Genomic DNA, 230 nt, shown 5'->3' on the forward strand with positions numbered 1-230 from the left:
CAGCTCCCCGGCCCGCAACACAGCATGACGCCGCCGCCGTTACCGACGCCCGCAGTAAGACCGCCGGTGATCGGCTGGCGTAGCCGCACCCCGGATTCAGTGGAAGGCAGCGTGGTGAACAACGGCACGCTCAGATTGCCCGTGCGGCGCAGATCAAATTTCCACACCGCGCCCTTCTGGTCCGCACCGTAGACCGTCTCGGAGTAGCCGTCACGAGTGCGCCTCTGCTG

Annotated in this window: 1 protein-coding gene; it reads right to left on the reverse strand. The window is 66.5% G+C overall.

Translation table 11 applies throughout. The features are described 5' to 3' along the window. The coding region (locus tag ACQG3P_RS25400) for a hypothetical protein (protein ID WP_426806587.1) at nucleotides 1–230 on the reverse strand (230 nt) is incomplete at both ends.

This window comes from Stenotrophomonas sp. SrG (genome assembly GCF_050031795.1).
GTDB classification, from domain to species: Bacteria; Pseudomonadota; Gammaproteobacteria; order Xanthomonadales; family Xanthomonadaceae; genus Stenotrophomonas; species Stenotrophomonas rhizophila_A.